The sequence below is a fragment of the Aminivibrio sp. genome, assembly GCF_016756745.1.
GTDB lineage: Bacteria > Synergistota > Synergistia > Synergistales > Aminobacteriaceae > Aminivibrio.
Genome location: NZ_JAESIH010000061.1, coordinates 13,679 through 38,006 on the forward strand (window position 1 = coordinate 13,679; position 24,328 = coordinate 38,006).

Sequence of the window (24,328 nt, forward strand, 5' to 3'; positions counted from 1 at the left end):
GCTCTCCTTTATTCCAGTCCCGGGTACAGGGGGTGATTTCCGCATGCCTCGAGAACTTCGGCGCGGACGACCTCGATCTCTTTCTCGTTCTCCACGTTCCGGATGACCCTGTCGATCCAGCGGGCGATGAGCTTCATGTCATCTTCGCCGAAGCCGCGGGTAGTGACCGCAGGGGTTCCGATCCGTATGCCGCTGGTGATGAAGGGACTCTGGGTGTCGAAGGGAACGGCGTTCTTGTTCACCGTAATTCCAGCCCGGTCGAGGGCCGCTTCCGCCGCCTTTCCCGTCACTCCCTTGGTCGTCAGGTTCACGAGGATCAGGTGGTTGTCCGTTCCTCCGGAGACGAGATGATAGTCAAGGGAGAGAAGTTCCCCGGCGAGGGCCTTCGCGTTGGCCGCCACTTTCTTCTGGTATTCCCTGAAGGAGGGCTGGAGGGCCTCCTTGAAGGCCACTGCCTTGGCGGCGATGATATGCATGAGGGGACCGCCCTGCATGCCGGGGAAGATGCTCTTGTCGATGACTTTGGCGTACTCGGCGGTGGTCATGATCATGCCGCCCCTGGGCCCCCTGAGGGTCTTGTGGGTGGTGGACGTAAGGAAATGGCAGTAGGGGACGGGGTCCTTGTGACATTTCGCCGCTATGAGGCCCGCGATGTGGGCGATGTCGAAGAACAGCAGGGCGCCCACCTTGTCGGCGATGGCCCGGAACTCTTCGGCGTCGATCTCCCGGGGATAGGCGGAGGCGCCGCAGACGATCATCTTCGGTTTGTGCTCCACGGCGAGACGCTCCACCTCGGCGAAGTCTATCCTCTCCGTGGTCCTGTCGACCCCGTAGGGCACTATGTTGTAGAGCTTGCCGGAGAAGTTGACCGGGGATCCGTGGGTAAGGTGCCCTCCGTGGGCGAGGTTCATGGCCAGGACAGTGTCCCCCGGCTGGAGGACGGAGAAGTAAACGGCCATGTTCGCCTGGGACCCCGAGTGGGGCTGGACATTTACGTGGTCGCAGCCGAAAAGCTCCTTCGCCCTGTCCCTGGCGAGGTCCTCAGCCCTGTCCACCACGTGGCAGCCGCCGTAATAGCGTGCATGGGGGTACCCTTCGGCGTACTTGTTTGTCATCACCGACCCCATGGCGGTGAGGACAGCCCGGGAGACGAAATTTTCCGAGGCAATGAGTTCGATGCCGTTCCTCTGTCTCTCGAGTTCGTCGGAGATAGCGCTGAAAATTTCGGGGTCGGTGTCGCGAAGAAATTCCTGGCCTTTTTCTAACATGGGAACCCACTCCTTTCAAGTTGTTCAGAGAACCTGCCGATGTCAGGCTCCGATATTATGGGAGATCCGGCGGACTTCCGCGCGCTCTCGATATCCTTCAGACCGTTGCCGGTAATCACTACGGCCACCCGTTCCTTTCTTCCCAGTCGGCCTTCGCCCGCCATCTTCCTGAATCCCGCGAAGGCTGCCGCCCCGGCGGGTTCCCCGAAGACTCCTGTCTTTCTCGCAAGTTCGGGTATGGCGGATAAAATTTCGGCGTCCGACACGGCTACCATGTCCCCTCCGGATTCCCGTACCGCCCTCAGGGCTTTTGCCCAGTTCCTGGGCGCACCGACTGAAATGCTGTCCGCAACGGTATCGGCAGGGCCGAAAACCACCCGCTCTGCACCGGTTTGAAAGGCGTCGAAGATGGGCTTCGCACCCTCGGCCTGGACGCCCGTAATTTTGGGCATCTCGCTGATGAGCCCCATCTTCATCAGGTCGCTGAATCCCTTGTACAACCCGCCGATACAGCAGCCGTCCCCCACGGAGATGAAAACCCTGTCGGGGGGATTCCAGCCGCTCTGCTCAGCCATTTCGAGGGCGCAGGTCTTCTTGCCCTCCACGAGGTAGGGGTTGATTGCACAGTTCCGGTTGTACCACCCGTACTTTTCTATGGCCGCCGTGGCAAGCCGGAAGGCGTCGGCATAATCCCCCCTGACAAGCACCACCGTCGCCCCGTAGACAAGCAGCTGGGTCACCTTGGCCGCAGGAGCCTTCTCCGGGACAAAGATAAAGCTCTTCAGTCCCCCCACCGCTGCGAAGCCTGAGAGGGAGCTCGCCGCATTTCCCGTCGAGGCGCACGCCACGGTCCGCTGCCCGAGCTCAATCGCCCGGGCCACCCCCACGGCGCTCGCCCTGTCTTTGAGGGAGCCGGTAGGATTCCGTCCGTCGTCCTTCACGAAGAACTCCCTGACCCCGTACTCCTCCGCAAGAGCGGAACAGTCATAATAGGGAGTCCACCCTACCGAGAGAGAGGGTATGTTCTCCTCCTCTTCAACGGGCAGGATCTCGCCGTAGCGCCACAGGGAAGAGGTTCTCCCGGCCAGCGCCCCGGCCGTCAATGTCCGGGCGGCTTCTTTGTAGTCATAGAACACATCGAGGGTTCCGTCGAGCCCGCATTTCGGGCAGGTGTACTCAACCTCCCCCGGCGCGTAGGACGTCCCGCAGAGAACGCACCGCAGCTCCACCGGTTTTCCCATCCTGTCTTCCTCCTTCCTAAACCGCTACTCCCGCCGCCGGGGCAAGCACACCGTCCCGCCCGGAAAGAAGCCGGGCGGCCATGGCGTAATATCCGCGGCAGGCCCCCAGGAGTTCCCGTATTTCGATATATTCGTCCACCCCGTGGACAAGTTCCCTCCGGGAGGGACCGTATATGACCGTCGGCACTTTTCTTTCCACGGCAAAGTGGCATCCGTTCGTCCCGAATCCCGGTCTGTCGGAGACACGGTGGGGAAGTCCCGCTTCCGCCAGGGCCGCCGAAAGGACCTTCAGAAAGGCCGAATTCTCCGGCATGGCCCAGGCCGGAGCGTAGTGGTTTCCCCTGATGGGGGCCCCGGTATAGCACCGGTCCTCCATCACCGGGAAGGAGACCCTTGCCCGGAGTCCCGGAATCTGCTCCGACGCACGGGCGATGATGGTTCTCAGCTCTCCGGCGGCCCCTTCGAGGGTTTCCCCCCGGAGAAGCCTGCGGTCGAAGAGGGCGGTACATTTTTCCGGAACGGCGCCTCCGGCTCCCGCAGGAGATGTATAAAGGCTGGTGAGTACAAGGATTCCCTCGCCGAGAAAAGGGTCCCGGGGAGGGGAAAAGTTTTGTTTCAGATAGGAAAGAAGGGCGTTCATCGTTTCGGCGGCATTGACGCCGTATTCAGGGTGGGAGGAGTGGGCCATTTTACCAAATGTGTCCAGCCGGATTTCCGCCCTGCCCCGCTGTCCCCGCTCCAGCAGGAGGGAAGACGCCTCCCCTACCAGGACGCAGGTCGGATCCGCCGTGTCGGCGATCGCCCTGGAGGCCACGTTCTCGAAGGTTTCCTGGTGTACGGCGGCGGCCACGGAAAGCTGTCCTTTCAGCGAAGGGCCCAGGTCGGACCTGAGAAAGGCGCCCGCCATGATCATGGCAGAGAGGGCTCCTTTCTGGTCGGAAGCCGCCCTGCCGAAAATCCTGCCGTCCTCGATGAAGGCACCGTAGGGATACTTCGACCACTCGGCGGCGTCCCCCACGTCCACGTGATCCATCTGGGAAATGAGGAGAACCCTCTCCCCGGCGCCGGAGAAAATCATGGTACCCACCACGTTGCCGTAGGAATCGGTGGTCACCCGGTCATAACCAAGGGCGGTCATGACGTCGGACACGAACCGGGCCACCTCCCCCTCCCTGCCGGAAACGGCGGGGCGGCGGAGGAGTTCCCTGCAGAGCTGGACGAGATCTTCCTGCCGTTTTATTTCCACGGCTCACCGCTCCCTTCTCTGACAGCAACAAGATACACCAGACAGTATTATTTTCAAGAAAGAAATAATGATATAATTCATCAGGATTTCCTATATCAAAATCAGGCCTAAATCCGCACCTCAGCGGGGAGCGTCACCGGAACTCGCTTGGGCGGGGGGTGCAGATTGTCGTTCGTGACAACTGCCCAAGCGAGTCCCGCGGCTCCCTGCGTTCGCCGGCTGCCTGCCTGTGAAACCGACATCCGTGTCGGTTTCTCTCCCCCGGGCGCCCTCCCCCAGGGGCGGAGCGAGATCTCTCCGCCCCTGGGGAGGGCGAATTCACCTTTTGCCCGGCGACACTCCCTCTGCCTGAAAAATGAGCGGATTGAGGTCAGGGGAGGCTTATTGACGTGAACCTCCATCAGCTGAGAATATTCTGCGCCGTCGTCGAGGAAGGATCCTTCCGGCAGGCGGCCGGGAAGCTCTTTCTCTCACAGCCTTCGGTCAGCCAGCACGTGGCCTCCCTGGAAAAGGACCACAGCATCCGCCTCTTCGAACGAAAGGGACGGACCATCTCCCTCACCCCGGAGGGCAGGGCCCTCTATGCTCTGGCATCCGATCTTCTCCGCCAGGCGGACGAAATCCCCGCACGATTCCGGGACATGCAGGCCCTGCGGTCGGGAAGGCTTGTGACCGGAGTCTCCCCTTTTGCGGGCTACTACATCCTTCCCCAGGCCCTGGCCGATTTCCGGACCGCCTTTCCCTCAATCTCGGTGTCCGTTTCCTCGGGAAACACTACGGAAATTCTCTCCGACCTCAGGAGCGGCGAAGTCGAGCTGGTCATCCTCGGGCGGAACTTCCCCTCATCCCGGGAACCGGACCTGACGTACCGTGTCCTTGGAGACGACCCTCTTGTGCTGGTTGCCGCGCCATTCCACCCGTGGGCACAGCGGGGCCGGGCCTCCTTTGCTGAGACCGCCGCCGAGACGCTCATCAGGTTTGCGGGGGACTGCCCCCTGGGAACCTACGTGGACGAATTTCTTCTCAGGAACAGAATCCGGTTCGGCGGACAGGTGGAGACGGACGAAATCGAGATGGCAAAACACCTTGCCCTTCGGGGCGTAGGAGTGGCCATTACCAGCGCTCTCTCGGTCCGGAAGGAGCTGGGCTCGGGAGAACTGACCCCCGTACTGCTCGAGGGAATGGAGGAACTGTCCTGGGAGATCCAGTGTGTCTATTCCTCCACCAGGGGGCTGTCCTATGCGGGGTGGGAGATGGTGAAGCGGCTCGAGGAACAGTGCCGCAGCCTGCTCAGGTAAAGGCGGCCCCGGAGGGCCGCCTTTTTTATGATCTTGATTCCAGGAGGTTTTCCAGGAGGGCTGTTTTTTCCCTGAAAGTGCGGATGGTCTGCTCCAGTGGAACAGGTGAGGTCATATCCACCCCGGCCTCCCGGAGGATATCCAGGGAGTAGGCCGAACTGCCCCTGGAAAGAAAGCGGATATAGCGCCGCCTCTCTTCCTCCCCGCCCTTGAGGATACCGCTGCTCAGGCAGCCTGCGGCGGCGAATCCGGTAACGTATTTGTAGACGTAGAAAGCGCTGTAAAAATGGGGAATTCTGGCCCATTCCACTGACAGGACCTCGTCCACGGCCGTTTCGGGGCCGTGATACCGCTCGTTCAGCCCTCTCCACAGGAAGCAGAGAAGCTCGGCGGTAAGAGCCTCTCCCTTTTCGGCCAGAGCGTGGGTTTCCCGTTCAAACTCGGCGAACATGGTCTGCCTGTACACCGTGGTCCGCACCTGGTCAAGATAGTGGTTCAGGAGGAAGATTTTCTCCTCCTTCGGCGCTTTTTCCAGCAGGAATTCCAGGAGGAGAGCCTCGTTGGTGGTGGATGCCACCTCCGCGAGGAAGATGGTGTAGTCGGCGTAGACCTGCGGCTGGCCGGCATGGGAGAACCACGTGTGGAGGGAGTGCCCCGCCTCGTGGGCGATGGTGAACACGTCCCTGAGGGTGCCGTTGTAGTTCAGGAGGATGTAGGGGTGGGTTCCGTAGCTTCCCCAGGAATAAGCCCCTTTTCTCTTCCCCTGATTCTCGTATACGTCGATCCACCGGGAGGAAAATCCTTTTTTCAGCACGTCAAGATATTCCGTCCCGAGAGGCGCAAGCCCCTCCGTCACCATTTCAACAGCCTTTCCGTAGGGGATCCTGGTTTCCGGCTCGTCGGCAAGGGGCACGTTGAGGTCGTACATCCGCAGCTCCTCCAGCCCGAGGGTTTTTTTCCGAAGCGCCATGTAGCCGTGGAGAGCGTCGAGGTTCCTGTTCACCGTGTCCACCACCATGTCGTACACGGATGGGGATATATTGTCGCCGTGGAGAGACGCCTCGAGGGCAGAGGTGTACTTCCTGGCCCGGGAGAAGAAGAGGTCGGATTTCACGCTCCCGGAGTACAGGGCTGCGAGGGTGTTCCTGAATTTCCCGTAGGTGGTGAAAAGCCCTTCGAAAGCGTCCTTCCGGACTCTCCTGTCCTTCGACCGGCTCAGAAGGTAGTAGCGTTCCTCCGAGAGCTCGGTCTCCCTGCCCGATTCGTCGCGGATCACCGGGAATGTGAGGTCGGCGTTCGTCAGAAGGGAGAAGGCATTTTCCGGCGTGCGGGCCATTTCCCCGGACCGGGCGAGAATTTCTTCCTCCTGCGGTCCGAGAACATGCCCGGCGGTCCGGAGGAGATCATCGAAGTGATGGCGGTACATTTCAAGCCCGGGACAGGCTTTTATGGCATTGTTCACTTTCTCCTTTCCGGCGGCAAGGATTTCCGGCCGGTAGAAGGAGAGGACGGCGCCGTAGGAGGCCAAGAGAGAGCCCGCCCTGTCGGCCCGTGCCTGCCGGGCAGCGTCGGCGGTATCCTCGTGGCTCTTCATCACCGCATAGGCATAGAGCTTGCCCATCCTTTCCGAAGCGGCTTCCTCCAGTTTCAGAAACTCCAGCAGTGTCTCCGGTGACTCGAAAAGCCTTCCGTTATAGCCTCCGAGCCGCTCCATTTCTTCTCCCAGAAGGCGAAACGATTCCTCCCATGCCTCTGCTGTAGGAAAGACGGCCTCCAGGTCCCAGGTGTATTCCCTTGGAATTTCGCTTCTCGCCGGAATCCTGCCCGAGGGATCGGCTTCTCCGGTGACGGTGCCCGAAAACAGGCGACAGTGGTTCATGATTGAAAACTCCTTTCATTGTGGAGACTCAAGACAAAAGGTCCGCCGGTTCATTGACACCTTTTTGTAAAGCCCTTATTATTTCTTTAATGAATTCGAAGGAATTCTAACCCATATTAACAGGAGTGTGAATAAAAAAATGAAAAAGCGCGTTCTCGTTCTTTCAGCTCTTGCGCTCATTTTCGCCCTGAGCGGTTCAGCCTTTGCCGTCCAGACCGTCACGCCGGACCAGCTCCGCTTCCTGGCGGGCCCTCCGGGCGGTAACTGGTTCGCCCTCGGCGGAGCCCTCGCCGACCTCTGGACCTCCAAGCTGATCCCCACCACCAGCATCACCGGCGGCGCCGTGGCCAACATCATCAATGTCCATAACGCCAAGGGCGAGCTCGGATTCTCCAACACTTCCATGGTCGCCGTGGGACAGAAGGCGAGCGACGCTCCCTTCAAGGAAACTACCGACAACGCCGTCATCATGGCCAACCTCTACACCCAGTACACCTACTTCATCGCACGGAAGGACTTCGCGGAGAAGCACGGCATCAAGTCCCTCGACGACCTCATCGCAAAGAAGATTCCCACCCGGTTCGCAACCCTCAAGACGGGCACAGGTTCCGAGTTCATCGTGAACGGCATCTTCAAGGCCGGCTTCGGTATCGCCGACTACAGGAAGGAATTGAAGGACTGGGGCGGTTCCGTGGAATACGCCTCTTATTCCGGCGGCGCAGACCTTCTGGCGGACAACCACCTGGACGTCTTCGCCTTCTCCGTGGGCAAAGTCGCTTCCATCGTGATGCAGATCGAGAGCCAGACGGACATAGTCCTTCTGGGCATGGAGCAGGCTACCCTCGATAAAGTCGGCGAGGCCTACGGCACTGTCACCTTCACGGTGGATCCCGGAATCTACAAGTCCGTGACCGAGCAGACTCCCACCGTGAGAGTCGTGGGCGACTACACCTGCATCGTGGTCCGCGGCGACCTCGACGAGCAGCTTGTCTACGACCTGTGCAAGGTGATGCACGAGAACCAGGAGATTCTCTCCAAGGCAGTGGTGGACATCAACGAACTTACCCCCGCCACGGCGATCCCAGGCGGAGCCGTCAAAAGCCACCCCGGCGCCGTCCGCTACTGGAACGAAGTCTCCAAGAAATAGCACCCCATCTTTTCGCACTTTGAACCGGAAGGCGGGCTGATCCAGCCCGCCTTTGCCTTCGTTCCGGACATTTCTGCCTTTTTCGGCAGCCCTGTGTTTTCAAGGAGGGAGTTTTTTCCATGAGGAAACTCGACGGCTTCGTGGCAAAGGGTTTGTATGTCTACGTTCTGGCCATGGGCCTTTTTCACATTTATACCGCGGTTTTCGGAACCTTCGAGGCGTATCTTCAGAGAGCGATCCACCTCACCTGGGTCCTCCCCATGTGCTTCGTTCTCTACCCCTTTGCGGCAGGCAGGAAGCAACAGGCTATTGAAACTTCCGTCCCTTGGTACGACTGGATTTTTGCCGCCCTTTCCGCTCTGCCGGGTGTCTATATCATGCTGAACTACGACGAGATCATGATGCGGATGCAGGGGGTGGACGACCTGACAACCGCCCAGCTCGTCCTGGGAACCCTGCTGATCCTCCTTCTGCTCGAGGCAACGAGGCGGATCGTCGGCCTTCCCTTGGTCATCGTGGCGGTGTTCTTCACGGTTTACACCTATTATTGCGACGCCCCCTTCCTGCCCCGGCTCCTCAGGGGTGTTCCCACCGAGTTCCAAAGGCTGATCGAAGGGATGTACCTCACCGACGAAGGCATTTTCTCCTCTTCCCTGGGAGTCTCGGCCACCTTTGTCATGATCTTCCTCATCTTCGGCGGCTTCCTTGAAAAGAGCGGCGTGGGAGAGTATTTCATGGAGTTCGCCCAGGCCTTCACCGGAACCGCCCCCGGCGGCCCGGCGAAAATCGCCGTGCTCAGCTCGGCCCTCTTCGGCTCCATTTCCGGCTCCGCCGTGGCCAACGTCTACGGAACCGGGTCCTTCACCATTCCTCTCATGAAGCGGATCGGCTACAAGCCTTTCTTTGCAGGTGCCGTGGAGGCGGTGGCCAGTACGGGAGGACAGATCATGCCCCCCGTCATGGGAGCCGGCGCCTTCGTCATGGCCGCCCTCCTCGGTGTGCCCTTCAACACCATCATGATCGCCGCCATGCTGCCGGCATTGCTCTACTACGGCACGGTACTCCTCATGGTCCACCTGACGGCCCTCCGGGACGGCCTCAAGGGGCTCCCCGCGGACGAGCTTCCCTCAATCAGGTCGGTGATGAAGAAACTCTATATGATGTCCCCCATCGTCCTCCTGGTATACATGCTTCTCGCGGGGTATACGCCCATGTACGGTGCCATTGCCGGCATCTCCCTCGCCTGGGCTGTCTCCCTCTTCAATCCCGGGAAAAGAATGGGACCGAAGAAAATCCTTCAGGCCATCCACGACGGCTCACAGAACATCCCCATGATTTGCACCGCCTGCGCCTCCGCCGGCCTCGTCATCGGCTCGGTGGCTCTGTCAGGCATCGGCTTCAAATTCGTGGGAGCCGTTCTCGCTCTTTCGGGCGGCATCCCCTTCCTGGCCCTCATTTTCATAGCCATAGTCTCCCTGATCCTCGGCATGGGGCTTCCCACCACGAGCGCCTACATCCTGGGCGCGGCCCTCGGCGTCCCCGCTCTGGCCCAGATCGGGATCATGCCCCTGGCAGCCCATCTTTTCGTGTTCTACTACGCCATCATCTCGAACATTACCCCCCCCGTGGCCCTGGCAGCCTACGCTGCTGCGTCCATCGCCGGTTCTCCCCCCAACAAGACGGGTTTTGCCGCCTGCCGGCTGGGGATCCTTGCCTTCATCGTGCCCTTTGCGTTCTGCTACGATCCGGGCCTGCTCCTCAAAAGCACCTTCATGGGCAACATCATCTCCATCGTCAGCGGCGCCGCCGCCATGGCGGGGCTGGGATTCTCCATCACCGGATTCACGAAGCGGAGACTCTCCCTGCCGGAGAGACTGGCATTCGCCCTTTTCGGCCTTCTCGCCCTCCACGGCAGCCTGCCCATAGCTCTCGGGAGCACCGCAGCAGTCATCGGACTGTTCCTGATCTTCCGGCCCAGGGAGAAAACCTCCGGCGCATTTTAGATTCCGGTATCAAGAGAGAGGTCCCGAAAAAGTGTCCCGGCCGAAGACCATGGCCGGGACACTTTTTCGGGACCAGGGAAAAATCGAGCCTATTTCCCCAGATATTTCTTCCCCTCGCCGAAGGCCTTTCCCACTAGGTTTCCCAGGCCGAAGTACTTCGCGGTGCGGGGGGCGAAAACCAGAGGGCGCACTTTTTCAGGATCGGGATACCCCTTTTCGTCGAGGCATTCTTCCCGGGCCCAGGTTTTGACCACCTTTCCCACGAAGAGAATATGGGAGCCGAGATCAAGGGACTGAACAACTTCGCACTCCATGGAAACGGGAAACTCCTCGATCAGCGGTGCGTCCACTATCTCCCCCTTTACCGGGGTGAGGCCCGTCCTGGAAAACTTGTCCACATCCCTCCCCGAGGCAACACCGAAGAAATCGGCCTCCGCGGCCTGGCTCTCCGACGGGACATTCACCGTAAAGGCTTTCTTCTCCAGTATTCCCTCCAGGGTATGGCGGGATTTCGCAACAGCCACAGAAATGCACGGCGGTTCCGAATTGCAGACTCCTCCCCAGGCGACCATGAGCCCGCCGGGCCGCCCGTCGGTGCCATAGACCGCCACGACCAAGGCAGGCGCAGGATAGAGGGGGGTGGAGATTCCTATGTCTTTTTTCATTGCATACTCTCCCTTGCCGGTAAAATTTGTTTTGTTTTCATTATACTCCTGCGGGGTCCCCCTAAATCCGCACCTCAGCGGGGAGTGTCACCGGTGCCTGCGGATTTAGGGTCCCTTCCCCATTCTGAAAAGAAATACAAAGAAAAAAAGAGAAATCAGAAGGGTGCAGAGGAAATTCAGCCCTATTTCCCGATATTTTTTCCTGTTTCTTCCTTTTCGCCCTTGTCTAACCAAAACTGACGAATATAATTGTTAGCGTAAGGTCAATAAAGATCAAATTTATGGAGGTGGAGACAATGGCACGGAGATTTCTGGCCATGCGGCCCAATGACATTACTCAGCCCATCACACCTTTCGCTTCAGTGGACAAGATGATGCGGGACATGCTCCGGGCTTTCGGCGAGTTTTCTTCCGATATGGGGTATGCCCCGGAGACGGAAAGGGTTCCTGCGATTCCGAGGGGGGACTTTTACCGGAAGGATGGAAAGGTTTTCGCCGAGTTCGAACTTCCCGGCATCGACCCGTCGAAGGTTGAACTGAACGTTTTCGAGGACAGGCTGACCCTGCAGGCGGAGAAGTCGGACGAGAAAACGGTGGAAGAGAACGACATTCTCCGGTCGGAGCGGTATTACGGAAAGGTCTCCCGGTCCATTCAGTTCCCCATGGAAGTAGACCCTGAATCGGCGAAAGCGACGTTCAAAAACGGGGTGCTTACCGTGGAAGTCGCTGAAAAGGTCCAGGCCGAGAAGATGAAGAAAGTGGCCATCGAGGAAAAAGCATAGAAAGCTGGAGTCTGAAGAGAGGGGAGCGCCGGGAATTCCGTCGCTCCCCTGTTTTTTACCTTACGGCGTTCGGGAAGAAGAGCTGCTTTCCGAGTAGCTGGAAGTCGGCAATGGCCTTCTGGGTTGACGGGGACACCATCCAGTCAATGAAGGTCACGGCAAGGTCGTACCGAATGTTCTCCCACTTGGCAGGGTTGACGGCGATGACGCTGTACTGGTTTTTCAGAGATTCGTCACCCTCGACGATGATCACCAGTCCCCCCTGTTCCTTCCGGGAATCCTCGTACTTGATGAAGGTCCCCCTGTCGGTGAGGCAGTAGCTCTTTCGCTCATCGGCGATCATGAGGGTTTCAAGCATTCCCTGGCCTGTCTGGATGTACCATTTCTCCTTGTCGGGTTCCGGGATCCCCGCGTTTTTCCAGAGGGTAAGTTCCGCCACGTGGGTTCCCGACTTGTCGGCCCGGCTGGCGAAGGGCGCTGCGGAGGCGGCGATTTTCCTCAGGGCGTCGGCGGCGGCCATTCCCTTGACCCCCGCGGGATCGGAAGCAGGCCCCACCACGATGAAGTCGTTGTACATCACCTGGCGGCGGTTGACGCCCCACCCGTCGGCGACGAACTTCTTCTCCAGCTCGGGGGCATGGACCAGAAGAACGTCCACGTCACCGTTCCTGCCGTACTCGAGGGCCTTGCCCGTGCCCACGGAAACCCACTGGAGCTCGATGTTCTTCTCCCGAAGCAGCAGGGGGGCCAGATAATCGAGAAGCCCCGTGTTGTCCGTGCTGGTGGTGGTGGCCATCCGGAGAACCTCGGCGCCGGAGGCAACTCCTCCCAGGACTAAAACGAACAGACAAACAAACAGAACCGACCGCAGTTTTCTCATTTTCACTTTTCTTTCCTCCTCGTATGTTTATGTTGTGTGCAGAAACGCGAAACGCCGGAATCAAAAAAGCCGTTCCCCGCCCGTACACGGCAGGGAACGGCTCCGGGGAGTCCGTTGAATCTCCTTGCCGAACACGGGAGGCCCGCCTGTTTCCGGACGGACCCTGACGGCCCGCCGCCGTGGGAAATTCCTGTAGGAAGACGGGCTCGGAGATAAGTCTATTCTTTTGATTTTATGATACCACGGAAGGGCCTGTTTTGTTACCTCACCCGGCGGATTTTCGAAATTTCTGTTCATTTTCCCCTGGCTGTTCCTGAAAAATCCGAAAACTTCCGGGCTGAAACGGCGGGGTTCCGTCCGGCCGTCGCCGGACAGGATGATACGGACCGCTTCCTCGTGGGGCAGCGAATCCTTGCAGACCCTCCGGGACCGCAGGCATCGTACCCGTCCGACAGGACCGCCACCTGCCCCTCCCAGGGGATTTTCGTCCCCCGCAAGGTCGAGGGAGTATCCGTTGCCGTCCCATTTTTCATGGCGGGTCATGCAGATGCGCCCGGCCGCGGCAAGCCGTTCCGCTCCCCCGATGAGCTCCGCTCCCGTGCCCGAAACGATCTCCATGACGCTCGAGGTGTTTCTCCAGATCTTTCTGCCTCTCCGGGGGCTCCCGGTTACATCGGCGAGATTGTGTCCTGTATGGCCGGAGCCTCTTCGGTAAGGGTGGGGATGTACTGGGTGAAGCGGCTGAACACCATCGCGGACAGTATTATCCCGAATGAGGAGCGCTCCCCTGCCGGCCAATGGAAGAGCATGGCTCTCTCGCCACAGAAAGGAATGACTGCATGCCGGGCTCCCTGTGAAACAGCGCCTTGGTTGCTGTGGAGGGGGGCACCGCCGCCGGGGGAATGACGATGCTTCTCCGAAAGCTCCCTTCCCGGGATGGGAGCTGCCGGGAAAAAGCCCTTCCTGTCCACGAGGAAGCCGTCCCCTGCGCCGAAAACCTTTCGGGAAAGAACCTTTTTCCCTCACGTGAGCCGTGCTCACGTCAATGCCGAAGACGCCGCGGAGCTTTCCGGAAGGAGCGATCACCGGGGCCGTTACGCTCACGATAAGCTCCCCGGTGATCATGTCCCTGTAGGGCGATGTGATGACGGTGCTCTCCTTTTCAGGGTTTCCTTAGGTCACCTGACTCATGTTGACGTGTTCCGTTTTTGTTATACTATCGTCTGGCGTATTAAATCGATTACAATATAACAATTTCTGCCCCGAAATACCCCTTCATTTTTTTCTCCACGGGGTATAATAGGAAAAAATCATACCGGTGAGGCTGGAGTGAAGCAGCGAGCCCCCGGCGAAAAGAATGAAAGGAGAGATACCATGCAGTTCACGGAACCTGCCGATATTCTCGACCAGAAGACAGCCGACGAAGCAAGGGCGCTCAAGAGCCTTATGGAAGAAGTGGAAGCCATCAATTACTACAACCAGAGAGTGGCCGCGACGCCAAACACCGAACTGAAGGAGCTCCTGGCCCACAACAGAAATGAAGAAATCGAGCACGCCGTCATGCTTATCGAGTGGCTCCGCCGGAACATGGAGGGATGGGATAAGGAACTCAAAACATACCTCTTCACCACGGCTTCCCTGCTCGATGTCGAAACCGGTGGCGGAGCGGACGGCACACCCGGCGGGCTGGGCATAGGCAGCCTGAAATAGTACCGGAGATACCCGATAACAAGGAGGTCAATACAATGGATATTCTGAGAAGAGCAGCCTCTCTCATCACCCCCGAGGCCTGGGCGGAGCTTGACGACCGGGCGAAAAAGGTCCTCGCGGCGAATCTTTCCGCCCGGAAGTTCGTGGACGTGGAAGGTCCGAAGGGCTGGTCATACAGCGCTCATCCCACCGGCAGGCTCGACGTCGCCCAGAAGCAGCCCAAGGACGGCGTCCAGTACGGCATGAACAGGGTGCTTCCACTGGTTGAAACCAGGCACACCTTTGAGATGGACATCTGGGAGCTGGACAATATCAGCCGCGGCGCGAAGGATCCGGACCTCTCCGGCCTCGAGAAGGCGGCGAAGGAGATCGCCCTGTTCGAGGAAAAGGCAGTTTACAAGGGCCTTGCCGAAGCGGGCATCGAAGGACTTGCCGCCGCCGCAAAGGGACGGTCGGTGAAGCTCGGCGGCGATGACGCGGAAAAGATCGTGAATGCCGTATCCACAGCCATCTTCAAGCTCATTGGAGACGCCGTAGAGGGCCCCTACGCCCTCGTGGCGTCTCCGAAACTCTGGAAGGCCATCTACGGGACCGCTTCCTGCTACCCCATATCCAAGCACCTGGGGAGCCTGGTGGACAAGATTATCCTTTCCTCCCAGGACGATTCCTACGTGGTCTCCCTCCGGGGCGGGGATTTCGAACTCGTCCTCGGCCAGGACCTCTCCCTCGGCTTCGATGAGCGGAACGGCGACAAGGTCCGCCTTTTCTTCACGGAATCCTTCACCTTCCGGGTGATCACCCCGGAGGCCGCGGTGGCTCTTTCCTAGCAGAAACACCGCACACATCCGGCACACGGGGCGGCCTCACAGGGGGGGCCGCCTTTTTTCACTGCCTCATCTACTGTGGGAGGAACGGAAAAATGGGAAAGGCCATGAAAGGTCTCTCTGAAGCCTTCGACCAGCAGGCTGAGAAAGAAGGCTCCCCCAGCGATAGCCAAACTTTTCAGAACCGTCGCCGAGACGGAAACCCTTCATGCCGTCGCTCACTTCAAGACCATGGGCGGCGTGAAATCCACGGCGGAAAACCTCCAGGCCGCCCTTGACGGTGAGACCTACGAATTCACCGAGATGTACCCCGGCTTCATCAGGGACGCCGAGGAAGAGGGGCAGAAGAACGCCGTCCGCGCCTTCACCTTCGCCGACGAAGCGGAAAAGGTCCACGGAGAGCTGTACAAAAAAAGCCCTCGCCTCCATGAAAAAGGGGAAAGATTCCACCTTCTTCCTCTGTCCGGTGCGCGGCTGCGTGGAGGAAGGGAACGTCCCGACGCGTGCCCTGTCTGCACGGCAAAGAAGGACGTTTTCATTACCGTGGCATAACGTGCACGAGGCCTCTTCTGATGCCCCTTTTCCTTTCTCTTCCCGGTCTGTTTCTTCCATTTTTTACCCCTTGTTTTTCCGTCAAAAACACCTATAATCCGCAGATAATAGCCCTTGATTCACTCCGGGGCGGACTCCGGGAGGAGGGGAGACATGGCGTTTATTTCATCGGCGGGCCTGCCCGCAATCTGATGTTTCCCCGGTCCGTCCGGAGAGGACGGCCTGTAATTTCATACTCCGGGAGGAGATTGTCCGTGAACGACGAATACAGCTGTGATCCTGAAGTTCCGTTGCGCCCTGTTTCCCGCATTTCCGTCGTCTACAACCTGAAAAAAGCCGCCGGTGCCGGAGAGCCCGACGACAAGTACGAAGAGTACGACCCCCTGAGTACCGTTGAATCTGTGGCGGAGACCATCGCTTCCTTCGGGTTTTCCGTGTCCCTGTGCGAACAGGATGAGAACTTTTTTCCCCGGCTCCGGGACCAGGCACCCGATTTCGTGGCCAATCTCGCCGAAGGACGGGGCGACGCCAGGGGAAGGGAAGCCCAGGTTCCCTGCATCCTCGAGAGCGAGTCCATCCCCTTCTGGGGATCCGACGCCGTCTCGATGGCGGTTGCCCTCGACAAGCTCCTCACCGGGCGCACCCTTTCCTCAGAGGGAATTCCCGTGCCCCTTTCCTCCTCATTCCGGGAGGAGGACGACCTGTCCGTCCTGCCGGAGCTTTTCCGGCAGCGGCCCCGCTACGTGGTCAAGCCACGGTACGAAGGCTCCTCCAAGGGCATCTTCACCGACTCGGTGGCCCATTCGCCCCGGGAGGCCAAAGACCGGATAGACCGGATATGGCGGCGGTACGGTCAGCCCGCCCTGCTGGAGGAATACCTCCCCGGAGCGGAGATCACCGTGGGCGTCACGGGCAACGGGCGGCCCGGAATAGCAGGAATGATGCGGATCTCCCCGGTTCACCCCAAGGAGGAATTCCTCTACTCCCTGGAAGAAAAACGAAACTACCTGGAACGGATCCGGTACGACGGCCCCGAGTCCATACCCGCCCCCTTGCGGGAACAGCTCGGTCGGTTTGCCGTGGGCGCCTTCCGGGCACTGGAGCTCCGCGACATGGCCAGGATTGACTTCCGGCTCGACGGGGACGGAATCCCCCGTATCATCGACATTAACCCCCTCCCCGGCCTCTCCCCGCAGTACAGCGATCTGCCTATTCTGCACCGCTTGAGCGGCGGCAGCTACCCGGACCTGGTCCGCTCCATCCTCGCGTGCGCCTTCCGACGGAACGGCCTCGCCTTCTCCGCCCTTCCCGTGGGGGCAGATGCCCTATGAAACCTGGCGCAGCCCAGGAACCTCCTCAAAAAGAGCTGCTCATACTCGTGGCCGCCGCCGTCGAACCGGAGGCGCGGCCCGACGTGGCCGACGCCCTGGAGGCCAGGGCGTCGCTTTGCTGTGCCCTCGAACGGGCGGGATGGGCGGCGGAGGCCTGGGACATCACTCAGTCTCTGCTCACTTCATCGGAACGGCTGTTCGGGTGCCTGAAAAAAACGGGGGCGACATGCGTCTTCAACCTTTTCGAAGGTTTCGGAAACGACAGCGGAGCGGAGCACCGATTCCGCGCCCTGCTGGAGAAAACCGGCATCCCCTGCACCGGGAACCCCGCGGCGGTCCTTGAAACCTGCCTGTCGAAGGAGACCGTTTCCTCTCTGCTCAGGGAAAACGGCATCCCCGTCCCTGAGGGAAAGACCCTCCTTCCGGGCAGTTCCCTTTCCCTCCTGGACGATCTCCCCCTTCCCCTGTTCCTGAAACCCCTGCGGGAGGACGGAAGCGTGGGCGTCGACGAAAAATCCCTCGTGACTGACAGGATGGACCTCGCCCGGAGGGCCATGGAAAAACTGACGCTCTTCTCCGGCGGAATTAGGGTGGAAGAATTCCTTCCTGGGAAGGAGTACTCCGTCTCCTGCATAGGAAACGGCCCCTATTTCATTCCCGCCGTGTCCGTCATCGACTACGGGAAGTGGAACGCCGGGCTCCCCTTTCTCGACTACGGCTCGAAGTGGGATCCGGCCTCCCCTCTCTACGACCTGGTCCCCGAACCGGCGGAAGGAGCCCTGAAGGAAAGGGCGAAACGACTGGCCGCCGAGGCGGGAAAGACTCTCGGCTGCAGAGGGTACTTCCGGGCCGATCTGAGGGAGAAGGACGGTTCGCTCTACGTGATCGACGTTAACCCGAACCCCGACATGGGTCCGGGCGGCGGGTTTCTGAGGCAGTGCCGCGAAGGCGGCATGGAGATGGAAGAGGTGGCGGCCCGTATCGTGGAGCTTGCCCTCGAAAGTGTGCGGGGAGGAGAACAACAGTGGTGAATCTGCCGGCAGACCGCTGCCTGAGTGTGGCGAAGGCGACCGGGGCCTTTACCCCCGAAGAGCTTGACGTTCTCGAGGATGTTTTGATCGAATGGTCTCTCCACCCGGGAAAGGACTACATCCTTCTTACCGAGTGGAACTGCGGGAGCCTGGCGGGATTCCTGATCTATGGCCCGACACCCATGACCCGGTTCGCCTACGATCTGTACTGGATCGCCGTGGACCCGGCGCACCAGAAAAAGGGAATAGGCAGGATACTGGAAGAAAAGATGTGTTCTGCCCTGCTCGAACAATCCGCCAGCGCGGTCGTGCGGGTGGAAACCGCGGGACGGGACGACTATCTCGGGCAGCGCCATTTCTATCTTGCGACAGGCTACAAGGAATGCGGACGCATTCCAGACTTCTATTCGGAGGGTGACGACCTTGTCCTCTACTGCAAAAAAATCGAAAAGTAACGAAATCCAGGCGGAGAGGAACGGGGAGGAAACCCGCCCCCCGTCCCCGAGGACGAAAAAAGTGAAAGAAGGCGCCCTTCCGGTGCTCCCCCTCTTCCCCTCGAACAGGCCCTACCTGGAGGCACTCCGGGAGTCCGCCGGGGAAGGACTCTGGAACGACTGGCGCTGGCAGATGAAGGCCAGGATCACCACTGCGGGAGAATTGGCAAAGATCCTCCCCCTTTCCAAGGGGGAATCGGCAACACTGAAGCGGAGCCTGAACTCCCTCCGGATGGCCATAACCCCCTATTACGCCTCCCTCATCGACGGAAGCGACCCGGCCTGTCCCATACGGAAGCAGGCCATCCCGACCCTGAAGGAGACCCTGATATCCCCTACCGACCTCCTCGACCCTCTCCATGAGGACGTAGACTCCCCCGTGCCGGGACTGACCCATAGGTACCCTGACCGGTGTATCCTCCTCGTCACGGACCAATGCGCCATGTACTGCCGCCACTGTACGCGGAGGCGGTTCGCCGGTCAGAACGACACATCCAGGACGGAGGAGCAGATCAGCCGCTGCGTGGACTATATCGCCCGGACTCCCGAGATACGGGACGTGCTGATCACGGGAGGGGATCCCCTCACCCTGTCGGACGGGACCCTCGATTTTATCCTGTCCCGGCTGCGAGCCATACCTACGGTTGAGATCATCCGTATCGGTACCAGGATTCCCGCGGTACTCCCCATGAGGGTGACGGAGGAGCTCTGCTCCGTGCTCAAAAAGTACCACCCCCTCTGGATCAACCTGCACTTCAATCACCCCAGGGAATTGACTCCCGAGGCGGCGGCGGCCTGCGCGAAGCTGGCGGACGCCGGGATCCCCCTGGGAAACCAGTCAGTCCTCCTCAAGGGGGTGAACGACTGTCCCTATATTTTCCGGGACCTCAACCAGAAGCTCCTGAAGATGCGGGTGCGCCCCTACTATATCTACCAGTGCGATCTTTCCCGGGGTATAGAGCACTTCCGCACCTCCATCGGCAAGGGCATCGAGATCATGGAATATCTCCGGGGCCACACGTCCGGCCTGGCCGTACCCACCTTCGTGGTGGATGCACCGGGAGGGGGCGGGAAGATCCCCGTCATGCCGAACTATGTTCTCTCGAGGTCCGACAGAAAAACGGTGCTCCGGAACTTCGAGGGGGTCGTCACCGTATACACCGAGCCGGACGACAACAGGAGCGTCTGCGGCGGGAAATGCAGAGAGACCTGCGAAAAGGCAAAGAACATCTATACGGGAGGAATTGAATCCCTGTTCGAAGGGGAAGCGGTTTCGCTGGAACCCCGGGAACTCGCCCGGGAGAAGCGAAGAAAACACTGGGTTGAAGGCGAAAAGAACAAATGACGAAGGGCGCGGAATCTTCCGCGCCCTTCGTCATTTCCCGCTATATCGGGGGAATTCAGTCTTTCGCTTCCCTGAAGGGGCGGGTGAAAAGCAGAGGAAGGGAGATAAGGGGAAGGAGCGCCACTATGAAGAGGGTGGCGTTCACCCCGTAGAGGTCTCCCACCCTGCCGAAGGGGGCCATGAGCATATTCCCCATGCCCCAGGAAAGCCCCATGACGATGGAGCTGGCCATGCCCCTCGAGTTGGGCACCATTTCCTGGGCGATAGCCGCCGTAATGGGCATGGTGGCGTTCACCGCCGCCGTCCCCAAGACGAAGAAGAGGATGGCTGTCCATCCCCCCGACACCCGCCCCGTGAAAAGAAAGAGGGAGGAAAGCGCCATTGTGACAGTCAAGGTTTTCTTCTTGCCGTACCTGTCGGCCATCCTGCCGATGACCAGCATGGTGATGGTACTTCCCAGCATGATCAGGAAAAGGACCGTCCCCACGAAGGCAATGTCCCCTCCTTCAGCGGCGATGCGGATCGGAAAGAACATCCGCACACCCTGGCTTGTGGCGTCCCTCACGGTGGACATGGCCCAGATGGGGTAAATGACTGCGAAGACAGATTTCATGGTGGAGAGAAGCCCCTTCTGGGGCATCATGGCATCGCCGCTCTCGTGGGAGATGGAGGGCATGGTTCGCCATGTGAAAAGTCCGAGGATAAGTACAGGAAGAATGGCCGCCACGGGCATGAGCTTCAGGCCGACGGTGTTCACCAGGGCGACGGCAAAGAGGGGACTCATTGTCACTCCCGCAGTCCCGGCCACGGCGAAGAGGGCCAGGGAGACCGTCAGCCTGTCCCGGGGTACAACGTGTCCCACCCCTCCGTGTCCCTGGGGGTGGAACATGGCGCTCCCCAGTCCCCAGAGACCGACAAAGAAGAGAGCGGCGCCGTAGGTGGGCGACAGGGGGATCATGGTGGCTCCGAAACAGGTGAGGATGGGACCCCAGATGATCAGCCAGGGATTGGCTGACCGGTCGGAAAGGTAGCCTATCACGGGCTGGAAGACGATATGGATCACGCCGAGGAGGGTGCTGAAAAAACCGGCCTGGGCCATGGTGATGCCCAGGCGGGATATAAGCGTGGGAATAAAGGTGGGCAGAAAGGAGGCGTACAGGTCGTTAAAAAAATGCCCCACCGAGAGCATGGACAACTTGAACCCCGAGCTCTCGGTGTGGAAGAGGCGGAAAGTTTTTGACGTCATAAAGAAAAATCACTCCTTTGGATAATGATCGAGGCAAATAGTACCACGAATGAAGGAATCTGTAATACCACCCGGCCTTAAAAAATACATAATACAAAAACCGGAAGGCATGATCAGCCTTCCGGTTTTTTGAACCGCTGTTTCGCAGCGAACGCCGTCAATCCGGCCTGTCAGCCTCCTGTTTTCTCCGGACCTTCGCTTCCTCCGCCCGTTCTTCGAGGAATTCCCTCAGGAGGAGCCGCCGCTTTTCGATCTCCTCCTCCAGGAGCTTCTTCTTCACTAGCTTTTCGTAGGTCTCGGCGGATTTTTTCACTGTCTCGTGATGGCGGTCCATGATGTCGAGCCTCTCTCTTTCCACTTTTCGCCTGACCTTCTCCACCTTTTTCAGGGCTTCCTCCCTGTCTGGGCCGCCTTCCACGGCCGGGAGAGGAGGAAGGATGCCTCCGCTCCGGATCGGTTCGATTTCCACTTCCGCCATCCCCCTTCGCGAAACGTCTTTACCTGTTATTCGGCTGAACATCCTCCTCATCTGAGTGCGCCGTCCGAAGCACCAGCTTCCCCTCCGCTTCGTCCACCGTGATGACCGTTCCGTCCCCGGCCTCTCCTGAGATGATCATCCTGGCCACGGGGGTCTCGATGTTCCTGACCATGTACCGTTTCAGCGGCCGGGCGCCGTACACGGGATCGTATGCCGCGGCTGCAATGAAGGCCGCTCCCCGGTCAGTGATCTCCAGGGAAATGTTCCGCTCCTTGAGGCGGTCCGAAAGAGCCGAGGCCAGCAGGCGGACGATACGTGCAATCTCGGCCGGGGTGAGGGGCTTGAAGAGGACCACGTCATCCACCCGGTTCAGAAACTCCGGCCTGAAGGAACGCCGCAGCTCGTCCATCACGGCCTTTCTCGCATCCTCCCGGATTTCCCCGTCCGACGTTATGCCCTGGAGCAGAAAGGGAGCCCCGATGTTGCTCGTCATGATGATCACCGTGTTCTTGAAGTTCACCACGTGCCCCTTGCTGTCGGTGATTCTGCCGTCGTCGAGAATCTGGAGCAGGATGTTGAACACGTCCGGGTGGGCCTTCTCGATCTCGTCGAAGAGGAGCACCGAGTAGGGCTTCCTCCTGACTGCCTCGGTAAGCTGCCCGCCCTCGTCGTACCCCACGTAGCCCGGAGGCGCCCCCACCATTCGGGAGACGGAGTGCTTCTCCATGTATTCCGACATGTCCAGTCTGACGAGATTGTCCTCGCTGTCGAAGAGGGCCTCGGCAAGGGTCTTGGCGAGTTCTGTCTTCCCCACGCCCGTGGGGCCGAGGAAGATGAAAGAACCTATGGGCCGCCTGGGATCCTTGATTCCCGCCCGTGCCCGGAGCACGGCATCCGCCACCAGGTCCACAGCCTCGTCCTGGCCGATCACCCTCCGGTGGAGGATGTCCCCCAGCCTGAGGAGTTTTTCCTTTTCCCCTTCCAGGAGCCTGCTTACCGGAATCCCCGTCCAGCGGCTCACGATCTCGGAGATCTCGTTCTCCGTAACTTCCTCCCTGAGAATCCTGGTTCCCTTCCCGCGGGCCTGGATCTCCTCCTCCTTCGCCCTGAGACGGTCCTCCAGCTGGGGGAGGGTGCCGTGTTTCAGCTCGGCGGCCCGGTTGAGGTCGTATTCCCTTTCCGCCTTCGCGATCTCCCTCCGGACCGATTCGATCTGCTCCCGGAGTTCCCGGACTTCAGCCAGAGCCTGTTTTTCCGCCTCGTACCCCGCCCTGAGGGCAGCCTGCTCCTCTCTGGCCTCCTGGAGCTCAGCCCGGAGATCCTTCAGCCTCCCGAGGCTGGCGGCGTCCTTTTCCTTCATCAGAGCCGCCTCCTCGATCTCGAGCTGCATTACCTTCCTGGAGACGGTGTCGAGCTCCGCCGGAAGGGAGTCTATTTCCGTGCGGATCATGGCGCATGCCTCGTCCACCAGGTCAATGGCCTTATCCGGAAGGAACCGTTCCGTGATGTACCTGTTCGACAGCACCGCCGCCGCCACGAGGGCGTTGTCCCTGATCTTCACTCCGTGGTGGACCTGGAACCGCTCCTTCAGTCCTCTCAGGATGGAGATGGCGTCCTCCACGGAGGGCTGCTCCACCAGTACGGGCTGGAACCGCCTCGCAAGGGCGGCGTCCTTTTCGATATGCTTCCTGTACTCATCCACCGTAGTGGCGCCGATGCAGTGAAGCTCTCCCCTGGCAAGCATGGGCTTGAGCATGTTCCCCGCATCGATGGCCCCCTCGGCGGCTCCGGCCCCCACGATGGTGTGGAGCTCGTCGATGAAGAGAATGATTCTTCCGTCGCTCTCCTTCACCTCGTTGAGGACGGCCTTCAGCCGTTCCTCGAACTCGCCCCTGAACTTGGCTCCGGCCACCAGCGCCCCCATGTCAAGGGCGAAGATGGACCTGTCCCGAAGCCCTTCGGGCACGTCACCGTTCACGATCCGCCCGGCGAGACCCTCTACGATAGCGGTCTTGCCCACCCCTGGGTCGCCGATGAGCACGGGATTGTTCTTCGTCTTCCGGCTGAGAATCCGGATGACCCGCCGGACCTCCTCATCCCTCCCGATTACGGGGTCCAGCTTCCCCGCCCGGGCCATGGCCACCAGGTCCCGGCCGTATTTCTCCAGTGCCTCGTAGGTTGACTCGGGATTGTCGCTGCGTACCCTGGTCCGGCCCCGAACCTCAGTGAGGGCCGACAAAAATTTCTCCTCGGTGACCCCGCCCTCGGCCAGAATGCGGCCTGCCGCCGTGGTTCGACCCTCGTCGAAAAAGGACGCGAAGAGATGCTCCACGGAAACGTATTCGTCCTTCAGCCTGTCCGCCCGTTCTTCCGCTTTCAGAAGGAGCCTTGACAGGCGGGGGGATATCCTGATTTTCCCCGGCTCCACGCCGGGACCGCTGACCCTCGTCCGCCGGGAAAGATCCTGTTCTATCCTTCCGGCGATGGCGGAAGGATCCGCACCCGCCCTGGAAAGAATGCGGGGAATGAGCCCCTCCGGCTGTTCCAGGAGGGCAAGGAGCAGATGCTCTCCGTCCACATCGGCGTGTCCGTAGGAAATGGCCTTGTTCTGCGCTTCAGACAGGGCCTCCTGTGATTTTTTCGTGAGTTTTGCAAAGTCCATCGAAAGGCCTCCTTTTTATTGACCTTTACTAACCAATATGATTATAACGGACTTTTTCCCTTATGCAAGAGGGGAAACGAATTTTTTGGGGAGAAAAACGTTTTTTCTCCCCCTGTATGCCGTCCTTCGTCCCGTAAGCGGAAAGAGCCGTCCTACCACCTTTCAAGACCACCCGAACGGGTGGTTCCAAATCCGCACCCCAGAGGGAGCGTCGCCGGCGCTCCCTCTGGGGTGCGGATTCAGCCG

The 24,328-nt window shown here is 59.8% G+C and carries 20 protein-coding genes and 1 riboswitch; of the genes, 11 read left to right on the forward strand and 9 right to left on the reverse strand.

The annotated features are described in order from the left end of the window. Positions 1-8 precede the first annotated feature (8 nt). From glyA to JMJ95_RS10340, 3 genes are read right to left on the reverse strand one after another with little or no spacing between them, the layout of a single operon-like run. Complete coding sequence (glyA, locus tag JMJ95_RS10330) at positions 9-1,268, reverse strand: serine hydroxymethyltransferase (protein WP_290685077.1); 1,260 nt, start codon at positions 1,266-1,268, stop codon at positions 9-11. Next, positions 1,262-2,509 (reverse strand): threonine synthase, encoded by a 1,248-nt coding sequence (locus tag JMJ95_RS10335; protein WP_290685078.1) that lies wholly within the window; start codon positions 2,507-2,509, stop codon positions 1,262-1,264. Before JMJ95_RS10335 ends, glyA begins: the two co-directional genes overlap by 7 nt. Before the next feature lie 16 nt (positions 2,510-2,525). Next, positions 2,526-3,755: a YgeY family selenium metabolism-linked hydrolase gene (locus tag JMJ95_RS10340; protein ID WP_290685080.1), complete on the reverse strand. Its 1,230-nt coding sequence runs from the start codon at positions 3,753-3,755 to the stop codon at positions 2,526-2,528. 389 nt (positions 3,756-4,144) lie between these two features. Here JMJ95_RS10340 and JMJ95_RS10345 point away from each other — a divergent pair, with 389 nt between their 5' ends. Beyond that, positions 4,145-5,053: a LysR family transcriptional regulator gene (locus JMJ95_RS10345; protein ID WP_290685082.1), complete on the forward strand. Its 909-nt coding sequence runs from the start codon at positions 4,145-4,147 to the stop codon at positions 5,051-5,053. Positions 5,054-5,078: 25 nt separating this feature from the next. On the opposite strand, the gene pepF is transcribed toward JMJ95_RS10345, so the two are convergent. Continuing rightward, entirely contained in the window at positions 5,079-6,932 is a 1,854-nt protein-coding gene (gene pepF / locus JMJ95_RS10350) for an oligoendopeptidase F (protein WP_290685083.1), read from the reverse strand. Between the two features lie 139 nt (positions 6,933-7,071). Here pepF and JMJ95_RS10355 point away from each other — a divergent pair, with 139 nt between their 5' ends. Together JMJ95_RS10355 and JMJ95_RS10360 are read left to right on the forward strand one after the other, a co-directional pair. Next, positions 7,072-8,079 carry a TAXI family TRAP transporter solute-binding subunit gene (locus tag JMJ95_RS10355; protein ID WP_290685085.1) on the forward strand — a complete coding sequence of 336 codons (1,008 nt, stop codon included), beginning with the start codon at positions 7,072-7,074 and terminating at the stop codon, positions 8,077-8,079. 119 nt (positions 8,080-8,198) lie between these two features. Continuing rightward, positions 8,199-10,082: a TRAP transporter permease gene (locus JMJ95_RS10360; protein WP_290685086.1), complete on the forward strand. Its 1,884-nt coding sequence runs from the start codon at positions 8,199-8,201 to the stop codon at positions 10,080-10,082. An 89-nt stretch (positions 10,083-10,171) separates the two neighbouring features. On the opposite strand, the gene JMJ95_RS10365 is transcribed toward JMJ95_RS10360, so the two are convergent. Then, entirely contained in the window at positions 10,172-10,747 is a 576-nt protein-coding gene (locus JMJ95_RS10365) for a flavin reductase family protein (protein WP_290685088.1), read from the reverse strand. Positions 10,748-11,043: 296 nt separating this feature from the next. Here JMJ95_RS10365 and JMJ95_RS10370 point away from each other — a divergent pair, with 296 nt between their 5' ends. Continuing rightward, the gene (locus JMJ95_RS10370) at positions 11,044-11,529 is read left to right on the forward strand and encodes an Hsp20/alpha crystallin family protein (protein ID WP_290685090.1); all 486 of its coding nucleotides are present in this window, start codon (positions 11,044-11,046) and stop codon (positions 11,527-11,529) included. Between the two features lie 55 nt (positions 11,530-11,584). Here JMJ95_RS10370 and JMJ95_RS10375 read toward each other — a convergent pair whose 3' ends face one another. Then, on the reverse strand, positions 11,585-12,409 hold the full coding sequence (locus tag JMJ95_RS10375; protein WP_290685152.1) for a substrate-binding domain-containing protein: 825 nt from the start codon (positions 12,407-12,409) through the stop codon (positions 11,585-11,587). A gap of 104 nt (positions 12,410-12,513) precedes the next feature. Further along, positions 12,514-12,633: riboswitch (molybdenum cofactor riboswitch) on the reverse strand. 1,150 nt (positions 12,634-13,783) lie between these two features. On the opposite strand from JMJ95_RS10375, the gene JMJ95_RS10380 reads away from it, so the two are divergent. The 7 genes from JMJ95_RS10380 to ablA all read left to right on the forward strand — a co-directional run bounded on the left by JMJ95_RS10380 (position 13,784) and on the right by ablA (position 19,696). Further along, the gene (locus JMJ95_RS10380; RefSeq protein ID WP_290685091.1) at positions 13,784-14,119 is read left to right on the forward strand and encodes an encapsulin-associated ferritin-like protein; all 336 of its coding nucleotides are present in this window, start codon (positions 13,784-13,786) and stop codon (positions 14,117-14,119) included. Between the two features lie 35 nt (positions 14,120-14,154). After that, complete coding sequence (locus tag JMJ95_RS10385; protein WP_290685093.1) at positions 14,155-14,946, forward strand: family 1 encapsulin nanocompartment shell protein; 792 nt, start codon at positions 14,155-14,157, stop codon at positions 14,944-14,946. A 162-nt stretch (positions 14,947-15,108) separates the two neighbouring features. After that, a complete protein-coding gene (locus JMJ95_RS10390; protein WP_290685153.1) occupies positions 15,109-15,495 on the forward strand; it encodes a rubrerythrin family protein in 387 nt (128 codons plus the stop codon). Between the two features lie 254 nt (positions 15,496-15,749). Then, complete coding sequence (locus JMJ95_RS10395; RefSeq protein ID WP_290685094.1) at positions 15,750-16,826, forward strand: ATP-grasp domain-containing protein; 1,077 nt, start codon at positions 15,750-15,752, stop codon at positions 16,824-16,826. Continuing rightward, positions 16,823-17,857, forward strand: a complete 1,035-nt coding sequence (locus tag JMJ95_RS10400; RefSeq protein WP_290685095.1) for an ATP-grasp domain-containing protein — start codon at positions 16,823-16,825, stop codon at positions 17,855-17,857. Before JMJ95_RS10395 ends, JMJ95_RS10400 begins: the two co-directional genes overlap by 4 nt. After that, positions 17,851-18,312, forward strand: a complete 462-nt coding sequence (locus JMJ95_RS10405; RefSeq protein ID WP_290685096.1) for an N-acetyltransferase — start codon at positions 17,851-17,853, stop codon at positions 18,310-18,312. Before JMJ95_RS10400 ends, JMJ95_RS10405 begins: the two co-directional genes overlap by 7 nt. Before the next feature lie 61 nt (positions 18,313-18,373). Next, on the forward strand, positions 18,374-19,696 hold the full coding sequence (gene ablA, locus JMJ95_RS10410) for a lysine 2,3-aminomutase (protein WP_367153794.1): 1,323 nt from the start codon (positions 18,374-18,376) through the stop codon (positions 19,694-19,696). 55 nt (positions 19,697-19,751) lie between these two features. On the opposite strand, the gene JMJ95_RS10415 is transcribed toward ablA, so the two are convergent. From JMJ95_RS10415 to clpB, 3 genes are all read right to left on the reverse strand, one after another. Continuing rightward, positions 19,752-20,942: an MFS transporter gene (locus JMJ95_RS10415; protein ID WP_290685097.1), complete on the reverse strand. Its 1,191-nt coding sequence runs from the start codon at positions 20,940-20,942 to the stop codon at positions 19,752-19,754. Between the two features lie 157 nt (positions 20,943-21,099). After that, a complete protein-coding gene (locus tag JMJ95_RS10420; protein ID WP_290685099.1) occupies positions 21,100-21,411 on the reverse strand; it encodes a hypothetical protein in 312 nt (103 codons plus the stop codon). A gap of 28 nt (positions 21,412-21,439) precedes the next feature. After that, on the reverse strand, positions 21,440-24,082 hold the full coding sequence (clpB, locus tag JMJ95_RS10425; protein WP_290685101.1) for an ATP-dependent chaperone ClpB: 2,643 nt from the start codon (positions 24,080-24,082) through the stop codon (positions 21,440-21,442). Positions 24,083-24,328: the final 246 nt, after the last annotated feature.

Bases quoted from the DNA above. Each gene is read 5' to 3' on its own strand.
- JMJ95_RS10370 (WP_290685090.1), top strand. From the start codon at position 11,044: ATGGCACGGAGATTTCTGGCCATGCGGCCCAATGACATTACTCAGCCC.
- JMJ95_RS10360 (WP_290685086.1), top strand. From the start codon at position 8,199: ATGAGGAAACTCGACGGCTTCGTGGCAAAGGGTTTGTATGTCTACGTT.
- JMJ95_RS10365 (WP_290685088.1), bottom strand. From the start codon at position 10,747: ATGAAAAAAGACATAGGAATCTCCACCCCCCTCTATCCTGCGCCTGCC.
- glyA (WP_290685077.1), bottom strand. From the start codon at position 1,268: ATGTTAGAAAAAGGCCAGGAATTTCTTCGCGACACCGACCCCGAAATT.
- JMJ95_RS10355 (WP_290685085.1), top strand. From the start codon at position 7,072: ATGAAAAAGCGCGTTCTCGTTCTTTCAGCTCTTGCGCTCATTTTCGCC.
- JMJ95_RS10335 (WP_290685078.1), bottom strand. From the start codon at position 2,509: ATGGGAAAACCGGTGGAGCTGCGGTGCGTTCTCTGCGGGACGTCCTAC.
- JMJ95_RS10375 (WP_290685152.1), bottom strand. From the start codon at position 12,409: ATGAGAAAACTGCGGTCGGTTCTGTTTGTTTGTCTGTTCGTTTTAGTC.
- JMJ95_RS10400 (WP_290685095.1), top strand. From the start codon at position 16,823: ATGAAACCTGGCGCAGCCCAGGAACCTCCTCAAAAAGAGCTGCTCATA.
- pepF (WP_290685083.1), bottom strand. From the start codon at position 6,932: ATGAACCACTGTCGCCTGTTTTCGGGCACCGTCACCGGAGAAGCCGAT.
- clpB (WP_290685101.1), bottom strand. From the start codon at position 24,082: ATGGACTTTGCAAAACTCACGAAAAAATCACAGGAGGCCCTGTCTGAA.
- JMJ95_RS10385 (WP_290685093.1), top strand. From the start codon at position 14,155: ATGGATATTCTGAGAAGAGCAGCCTCTCTCATCACCCCCGAGGCCTGG.
- JMJ95_RS10415 (WP_290685097.1), bottom strand. From the start codon at position 20,942: ATGACGTCAAAAACTTTCCGCCTCTTCCACACCGAGAGCTCGGGGTTC.
- JMJ95_RS10380 (WP_290685091.1), top strand. From the start codon at position 13,784: ATGCAGTTCACGGAACCTGCCGATATTCTCGACCAGAAGACAGCCGAC.